General features: G+C 33.5%; 10 protein-coding genes and 1 pseudogene. 2 read left to right on the top strand and 9 right to left on the bottom strand.

Features of this window, described 5'->3' with window-relative positions; genetic code table 11:
• Positions 1 to 194: 194 nt before the first annotated feature.
• From JCM14209_RS08255 to JCM14209_RS08220, 8 genes are all read right to left on the bottom strand, one after another.
• Positions 195 to 1,076 (bottom strand): Mbeg1-like protein, encoded by an 882-nt coding sequence (locus JCM14209_RS08255; protein ID WP_025023001.1) that lies wholly within the window; start codon positions 1,074 to 1,076, stop codon positions 195 to 197.
• A 15-nt stretch (positions 1,077 to 1,091) separates the two neighbouring features.
• A complete protein-coding gene (locus JCM14209_RS08250) occupies positions 1,092 to 1,652 on the bottom strand; it encodes a M15 family metallopeptidase (protein WP_025023000.1) in 561 nt (186 codons plus the stop codon).
• Between the two features lie 11 nt (positions 1,653 to 1,663).
• Positions 1,664 to 2,080, bottom strand: a complete 417-nt coding sequence (gene arsC, locus JCM14209_RS08245) for an arsenate reductase (thioredoxin) (RefSeq protein ID WP_025022999.1) — start codon at positions 2,078 to 2,080, stop codon at positions 1,664 to 1,666.
• A gap of 66 nt (positions 2,081 to 2,146) precedes the next feature.
• Positions 2,147 to 2,719 carry a hypothetical protein gene (locus JCM14209_RS08240; RefSeq protein ID WP_025022998.1) on the bottom strand — a complete coding sequence of 191 codons (573 nt, stop codon included), beginning with the start codon at positions 2,717 to 2,719 and terminating at the stop codon, positions 2,147 to 2,149.
• A gap of 18 nt (positions 2,720 to 2,737) precedes the next feature.
• Entirely contained in the window at positions 2,738 to 2,968 is a 231-nt protein-coding gene (locus tag JCM14209_RS08235) for a hypothetical protein (protein ID WP_025022997.1), read from the bottom strand.
• A 14-nt stretch (positions 2,969 to 2,982) separates the two neighbouring features.
• Entirely contained in the window at positions 2,983 to 3,801 is an 819-nt protein-coding gene (locus JCM14209_RS08230) for an SPFH domain-containing protein (RefSeq protein ID WP_025022996.1), read from the bottom strand.
• 17 nt (positions 3,802 to 3,818) lie between these two features.
• Positions 3,819 to 4,163 carry an Arc family DNA-binding protein gene (locus JCM14209_RS08225; RefSeq protein WP_025022995.1) on the bottom strand — a complete coding sequence of 115 codons (345 nt, stop codon included), beginning with the start codon at positions 4,161 to 4,163 and terminating at the stop codon, positions 3,819 to 3,821.
• 78 nt (positions 4,164 to 4,241) lie between these two features.
• Complete coding sequence (locus tag JCM14209_RS08220) at positions 4,242 to 4,874, bottom strand: DUF5052 family protein (protein WP_081774090.1); 633 nt, start codon at positions 4,872 to 4,874, stop codon at positions 4,242 to 4,244.
• 208 nt (positions 4,875 to 5,082) lie between these two features.
• Between JCM14209_RS08220 and JCM14209_RS08215 the strand changes: the two genes are divergently transcribed.
• Positions 5,083 to 5,445 carry an iron-sulfur cluster biosynthesis family protein gene (locus tag JCM14209_RS08215; RefSeq protein WP_025022993.1) on the top strand — a complete coding sequence of 121 codons (363 nt, stop codon included), beginning with the start codon at positions 5,083 to 5,085 and terminating at the stop codon, positions 5,443 to 5,445.
• A 14-nt stretch (positions 5,446 to 5,459) separates the two neighbouring features.
• Positions 5,460 to 6,791, top strand: coding sequence for an FAD-containing oxidoreductase (locus JCM14209_RS08210; RefSeq protein WP_025022992.1), 1,332 nt, complete (start codon positions 5,460 to 5,462; stop codon positions 6,789 to 6,791).
• 213 nt (positions 6,792 to 7,004) lie between these two features.
• Here the strand turns inward: JCM14209_RS08210 and JCM14209_RS10130 are convergent.
• Positions 7,005 to 7,569 (bottom strand): annotated as a pseudogene (locus tag JCM14209_RS10130) (hypothetical protein); the annotation flags it as partial.

Genomic DNA, 7,569 nt, shown 5'->3' with positions numbered 1-7,569 from the left:
TATATATTGATAGATATTTGAACAACGATCCAGCTGTTAGTTGAATTATATCTCTTTTTAATCTAACTTTCCATTAAACTCCTCTTTAATAGAAAGTTTTATATTATGATATAACCAATACCCTTTATCAATTTTAAGTAAAAAAACCACCAACTAGATTCAAACCCATTAAAAATCTAGTTGGTGGTTTTTAATTAAAATCTTCGCTTATTTATTTTTTCTAAGATCATCTGCTTAATGGATTGTGACAAGAGATAATTTTGTTTGATTGATAATTCATTGGTGCGTTGCAATTTAACTTGCCAACTGTTAATCATTGACATCATTATTTCAAAGGATTTTGCAGACTTCATAAAATTCTCATCGATGGTTTTAGTTTTTAGATTCCCAAAATCATCAAATTCATACGCGGCTAACATATGCTGCCGAATTGGTGTAATCAATTTACTATCAATATATTTTAGTTGCCCAACCATATCATGATTATTAACGAATCCAAGAGTTACTGGATCATAAATATCGATATAATTAAAGATCCGGCTTCTTAATCGTTTAATTCGCTTTTTTTGCTGTCTATTTAAGAGCAAATAAATATTTGGTCCTTCGTATAAATAAATATTTCCGAAACGCCCAATATGTTTGCTGTTCGCTAAGGCATATTGGGCGTTAATTGAGCCTAAAGAGTGTCCATAAATATAAATTTTCGCTCCAGGATAGCGTTTAATTATTAATTTTAAGGATTTACTTGCAGTCTTTAATTGACTTGGAATAATCCCATTTCTTAATAACATTGCCTTTAAAATAGGCAAATTAGTCGCTAACCATTCATCGGTAAACGTCTTTTTGCTTAAATAGCGTAATCCGGTTGAACCTTTAAATAATAAGGTTAGTTCATGCACTTTTTTAGGATTATCAACGATTACATAACATTGAAATCCATCTTCAGTGTAAATATGCTCTTGGACATATCCAATTGTAAACTGATCAACTTGGATTTTTTCACCAATTTCGAGATTATTATATTCCATTAAAGTTAAAGTAACTCTTTGTTTATCACTTAAAACATCATTTATCATAACTTTTTCTCTTTACTAAATTTTATAATTATTAGGATTAGCATCTAAAGGTTCATATTCATCCATTTGGCTATCGCGATAATCCCACCATTCATTTTCATAGCCGACAAATCCCGCTTCTAGCATTGCATCATTAAGAATATTATAGTATTTTTCTTGTTCAGCAGTCCGTTTATAATCCCTTGCTGCAGCATTTGTAAAGTCATCAAATGGCGTTTGCATTGGCATGTCATTTCCATCCATATCAGTTAAAGTTAAATCAAAAGTAACGCCCTTTTGGTGACTGAAATTCGGATTTGGTTTGGCCACAAACTTTGGATCGGGATAGACTTCAAACAAACGTTCTTGCGCACTTACCGGACGATATGCGTCCCATACCCGTAAACGATAGCCTTGCTTTTTAACAATTGCACTTGCTTGCGCCAATTTCTGGGCTGTCCCAGTTCTGGCAATTGCAGTGGTAAAATCATAAACCACAACTCCAGTAAAATTATCTGTCGTCGCATATTTTAAATCGACAATTATGTCTGGATCTAATGCTTGAATATTTGTAAAACCTGTTAATTCTTTGTCCATTTTATACCTCTTTAAATTTCTAAATTAGGAATTGTTTGAATAAAGTTACGAATCTCATCGCGTACTTGGCGAAAAACGGCTAGCTGTTCTTCTTTAGTGCCCGTTGCTTGAGCTGGATCTGTAAATGGAACATGTAATTTTTTTACTGTTGACGGTGTTACTGGACAACGATCCTTAGCATCTCCGCACAAAGTAATTACCAAATCAGCACTATTAAGATAGTTTGGATCAATTAACTTCGATTGTTGATTTGATATATCTATATTATCCTCATTCATTACTTTAACTGCATTGGGATTTAACCCATGCGTTTCTACTCCGGCACTTTGTACTTCATATAAGGAAGTATCTAGAAACTTTTTAGCATATCCTTCAGCCATTTGACTACGACAAGAATTTCCAGTACATAAAAAATATATTCGTTTCATGATTAATTTCTCACTTTCATTCAATATAAGAAAAAAGTCTAGAATCGCTGTTCTAGACTTAATTATTTAAAATGTCCTTGTCACATTTCCGTTTGCATCCACACTGTACATACCAGCCATTGGAGCAACATCAGGATCAGCCCCATTGGCTTTAGCATGTGGGCCATCGTGGTTTTCGCGTACAGTTACAGTATAACTACCGTCACTATTTTTATCATCTACACTCACTGAAAAATCACTGCGATCATAATTTGATGGATAATTGTTTAAGCTTGTAGCTTCAAATTGATTCCAAACAAGAGAAGCAGCATCTGATTTAGATACATTTACTGATTTTTTAGAAGATGAAGATGAATTTGAATCATCACTATTTACATCAGTTGATTCAGTTGATTCATTTGATGTGGCTGAATCTTGACTACTCTTTTTGTCTTTATCTTCAGTATCTTTGCTATCTTCATCTGAAGCTTTCTTTTCTTTTACTTTCTTATCATTAGCTTCTGCCTTAATCTTAGCTTTTGATAATTGTGATGATGTACTTGATTGACTTGATGAGTTTTCTTGACTTGCGTTATTTTGGCAAGCAGCTAATGTAAATGTAGCCAATAGTAACATACTTAATGTTGATAATTTTTTCATATGAATTCTCCCCTTACTCTAATTTAGTTTTGTTTCAACAATCCGCCAACGAAATAAGATTTCCCCTGTATCCCCATCTTTGGCAATTGCTGAATCTTCTTTGATAATAGTAGAAATATTAAACTCCGCTTCAAGTTTATCAATATCTTCTTGCATAACCATTTTTGCTTGAGGAAACTTGGCATATACCCCTAATTGATTGGTTACTTGGGTTTCATTACCACGATATAAAATATAAACTTTTTGCATTATTTCCACCTCGATTATTTATTGTTTTGTTGTTCTATCATTTTATTAATAACCGGAACGTTACCTAATTCTGTAATCTCATCTTTATTTAAAACTACCAAATTTGTATTTGAATTCGCAAGTTCTTTAAAAACATTTAAGCTTTGATCACGGAAATAATTACTGTCAACAGAATTCAAAGCTTCTTGAATCTTCATGATTCGATAATATTCTGCATCTGCTTGGGTCTTAGTTGCTTGTGCCTTGGCTTGAGCAGTTTCAATCAATGCTTTGTTATTGGCATCGGTTGTTAATTGAATATTACGTGCTGAACCTTCTGCTTGAGCAATTGTTGCGATTCGTTCGCGGTCAGCTGTTAATTGCTTATCCATCGCTCTTTGAATTTCCGTCGATGGTGTAAGTTCATCAATGTTAACACGATCAACATTGATACCATAAATATTAGTTAAATCACCAATTGCACTTGCTAATTCTGCGTTGATTTTTGATGTTGAACCTAAAGCTTCATTTAAATCCATCCGTCCAATGATATCACGTAGATGACCACGAACTAATTGGGCCATTGATTCAACTGAATCAGTATTTTCGTAAGTGAATTTTTGTGAATCTGTCACGTGATAGTTTAAAGTTACACTGGCTTCGATATCAGCATTATCCTTTGTGATTACTGAATATTGCGCTAATTTTAAGGGATGCATCGCAAGATTAACAGTTTCAATGCGTTGGATAATAGGAATATAAAAATGTAATCCAGCATCTACCGTACGTGTATATTTTCCAAGTGTTTCGACTAATCCTTGACAATTTTGTTTAACGATTCTAATACCTAACATATACTTTTCTCCTATACTCAAGTTAATGGACGTAATGTCAAAATGTTTCCATTTGCCTCAATCACAATATACTTTTGTACATTTTCCTTTTTATGATTACCTTCAATCAAATAGCGATAATAAATGCCATTGACATAAACAAGGCCATTTTCTTCATCAATTGAACTAAGATCAATTTCTTGTCCAAGAAAGGTTCGAACTTCTAAAGAACCAGACTCATCTTTATGAAGGGCATCTCTAACAATATCACGCAATTGGGCACTGATACTCTTATGATTTTCAGCAGCTTTTTGTTCTAATTCTTCTTTTAGTGAAGTTGGTAATCTGAACAAAAAAGAGCTCATTTCATCTTCAACAGCCATTGTCTTCACCTTCTTTTGCAATCATTATATCATATTGTCTTAAAATATATATCACGTTTTCAACTTAAATATCTTAAATTATTTTAAAGCGCTCATAGGATACACGGTGTAGTCTGCACGATAGACAATCAAACGATGCCCGTCAATAACAAACCTAGTCGTATTTTTCATTTCTGCTTGATGAATTGACACGTTATTACCAGTAAAAACAGTGATTGGTTTGCCGGTTTGACTTCGAATCGCAACTAATTTTGATTGACTATTCCAGTTGTTCTTGAAATTTTGATACATTTGATTCAATACTGGAATTGACGAATCGTTATTATCGACCTTATATTTTTTAGCATACGCATCACTATAATTTTTGAGTCCTTCGTATGCAATCAATGTTGATCCTACATGGGTAATTCGGTGATTACCGTAATCAATGTCAATTACGCTTGATTTTTCATTTCCATTAGAATCAATTTTAGACATTTCTTCGTCGGTGTGAATTCGCGCGGATTTTGTTTTGATTTGGTCAATTTTTTGACCATCATTATCATAAGTTGAAATTGTTAATGGTAACCCTTTAAAATTTGATTTCAATTCCAATTTTTCATTTTCGAAATATCCAAAGATTGATGCCGAACTACTAGTCGTGACTAACGGCAGCGTCATTGTGGTTGCTAATGCTGTAATTAAGATTTTCTTTTTCACATTTTTAAACATTTAGGAGCACTCCTTAAAAGATATTTAAGACTAAATTATATCCTTATTTCTATCTTTATTATATCATTTTTCATAACTGTTGTGTATCCGGTTTCAAAAGAATGAGAAAAACTTACAAAAAGTTAGTAAAAATCCTTGAAATTGATAGCACTTACAGTGTAGAATACAAAGTGTAAGAAACAATAACACTAAAACGGAGGTATTTATTATGGAATTATTCGTAACTGATACTGCAAAAGAAAAATTACAAAAGTATATTGATGACCCTAAAGCACAATTAATCTTAGATTTTGATGATGGGGTTGGCCCCCTTTCATTAGAAGGATCATGTACTTTAAACAATAACTTCCGTGTTGTCGTAGTAGATCCTAAAGATGACAGCTACAAAAAAGACTATGAAAAATCCATGCCTTCAAACATCGGACCCTTTTTATATAAAGGATACTCAGAAATGTATATGGATAAAAAATTAAAACTCGACGTAAATCCTGCAACAACAATGATTAAACTTGTAGGTGCTAACTCTGGGGAACTAACAGGAGCTGTTCCCGTAGTTGATTTAAGAGATTAAAGGGGTTTTCACTAATGGAAAAATTTAAAAATGTGATTATCGGATTTGGTAAAGGTGGTAAGACACTGGCTAAAAAGTTATCTTCAATGGGAGAATCTGTTTTAGTCATTGAAAAATCAAAGAAAATGTATGGTGGTACATGCATTAATATTGCTTGCTTACCTTCTAAAAACTTAATTTTAAATGCCGAACGCGGCGTTGAATTTACTGAAGCAATCAATACTAAGAATGAATTAACTTCATTTTTACGCAATAAGAATTATCACATGGTAGCCGATGAAGCAACTGCTCAGGTTTTGGATGGTAATGCAAAGTTTATTTCTAATGATGTAATTGAAATTACACTTGAAAATGGTGAAAAAGTTCAAGTTACCGGTGAACGTATCTTCATTAATACTGGGGCTACTCCAGTTATTCCAAATATTGAAGGTATCAAAGAAAGTCAAAACATCCTCGATTCAACTGCTGCAATGGATCTTGCTAACTTACCAAAAGATTTAGCAATTATCGGTGGAGGCTACATTGGCTTAGAATTTTCTGAAATGTTTAGAAAATACGGTTCAAACGTCACTGTTTTAGATATCAACACAACATTCTTACCTCGTGAAGATGACGATGTAGCGCAAATGATTTTTTCTGACCTTAAAGATGAAGGAATTACCTTTGAACTTGGGGCTCAAGTTCAAAAGATTACTGATGTGGATGGTAAATCAGTGATTATCTTTGAACAAGATGGACGCACCAAAGAAGTTAAAGTTGATAAAATCTTGGTTGCTTCAGGTCGTAAGCCTGCAACAACGAACTTAGGGCTTGAAAATACTGATATTAAAGTTGATGACCGCGGTGCTGTTGTCATTGACGACCAACTTAAAACAAGTGTTGATAATGTTTGGGCCATCGGGGATGTTAAAGGTGGATTACAATTCACATATATTTCATTGGATGACTTTAGAATTATTATGAACCAATTATACGGTGATAATTCTCGTCGTGTTAGCGACCGTACAATTGTCCCTTACTCAGTTTTCATCAATCCCCCATTATCAAATGTTGGTTTAAATGAAAAACAAGCTAAAGCACAAGGAAAATCATACAAACTTTACAAGCAGTTAGTCGCTGCTGTTCCAAAGGCACGCGTTATCGGTGATACTCGTGGAATTTATAAAGTATTAGTTGATGAAACTACAAATGAAATTCTTGGCGCAACAATTTATGGCGAAGAATCACATGAAGTAATTAACCTAATTACTTTAGCGATGAAAGCTAAGCTTCCTTATACAATGTTACGTGATCAAATTTATACTCACCCTACAATGGCGGAAGCTTTAAATGACGTTTTAAAATAATCCCTGAATTTACGGCTGGAAAATTTATTTTTCCGGCCGTTTTTTTATTTATAATTTTATAGTTGCATGTTTATGTTATGGTGAGTCCAAAAAAAGAGACTTTTCAAAAATTAAGAAAAGTCTCTAAAAATATTTATTTTTTCTTGCGCTTAGATTCGAGGTTAATTCCCATCGTCAATCCTAAACAGATTACAAATATTCCCATAATTTCACTTACAACTGCAGAACTATCATCCCTGTTTGTGGAAGCATCCTATTTTCTTCATGAATTGCGTGAATTTTGTGGAAGCTAATTTCTGGTTTTGTTTCTTCTTTACTTGAAGTTTCAGCAAAAGTATCTAGTACTTTAATTTCTGTATCACCTGTATTTTGTGTGACTGGATCGACCGTAATCACATTAATAGGTTCAGGCTTCACAGATTCTGCTTTACTTGGATTAGATTCCTCAATAGAGTTTGGAACCTTAACTTCTGTATCAAATGTATTTGTTGTAACCGGATTGTTTGGAACCACGTTTGTAGGTTTACCAGGTGTTACCTTATTTGGTTGTGCATTTACATTAGCATCTGCTTCTACCTTATTTGGTCCTGGTTTCACATTAGCGTCTGCTTCTACCTTATTTGGTCCTGGTTTTACGTTAGCATCTGGTGTTACCTTATTTGGTCCTGGTTTTACATTAGCGTCTGCTCCTACCTTATTTGGTTCTGGTTTTACGTTAGCGTCTGTTTCTACCTTATTTGGTTCTGGTTTTACGTTAGCGTCTGTTTCTACCTTATTT

The organism is Ligilactobacillus hayakitensis DSM 18933 = JCM 14209 (genome assembly GCF_000615845.1).
GTDB lineage: Bacteria > Bacillota > Bacilli > Lactobacillales > Lactobacillaceae > Ligilactobacillus > Ligilactobacillus hayakitensis.
Note: the sequence above shows the minus strand (reverse complement) of the source record. Positions and strands in the feature narration are given on the sequence as shown.

Excerpts from the sequence above, each read along its gene's own strand:
- JCM14209_RS08220 (WP_081774090.1), bottom strand. The coding sequence starts at position 4,874 with ATGTTTAAAAATGTGAAAAAGAAAATCTTAATTACAGCATTAGCAACC.
- JCM14209_RS08255 (WP_025023001.1), bottom strand. The coding sequence starts at position 1,076 with ATGATAAATGATGTTTTAAGTGATAAACAAAGAGTTACTTTAACTTTA.
- JCM14209_RS08210 (WP_025022992.1), top strand. The coding sequence starts at position 5,460 with ATGGAAAAATTTAAAAATGTGATTATCGGATTTGGTAAAGGTGGTAAG.
- JCM14209_RS08240 (WP_025022998.1), bottom strand. The coding sequence starts at position 2,719 with ATGAAAAAATTATCAACATTAAGTATGTTACTATTGGCTACATTTACA.
- JCM14209_RS08215 (WP_025022993.1), top strand. The coding sequence starts at position 5,083 with ATGGAATTATTCGTAACTGATACTGCAAAAGAAAAATTACAAAAGTAT.
- JCM14209_RS08250 (WP_025023000.1), bottom strand. The coding sequence starts at position 1,652 with ATGGACAAAGAATTAACAGGTTTTACAAATATTCAAGCATTAGATCCA.
- JCM14209_RS08225 (WP_025022995.1), bottom strand. The coding sequence starts at position 4,163 with ATGGCTGTTGAAGATGAAATGAGCTCTTTTTTGTTCAGATTACCAACT.
- JCM14209_RS08235 (WP_025022997.1), bottom strand. The coding sequence starts at position 2,968 with ATGCAAAAAGTTTATATTTTATATCGTGGTAATGAAACCCAAGTAACC.
- arsC (WP_025022999.1), bottom strand. The coding sequence starts at position 2,080 with ATGAAACGAATATATTTTTTATGTACTGGAAATTCTTGTCGTAGTCAA.
- JCM14209_RS08230 (WP_025022996.1), bottom strand. The coding sequence starts at position 3,801 with ATGTTAGGTATTAGAATCGTTAAACAAAATTGTCAAGGATTAGTCGAA.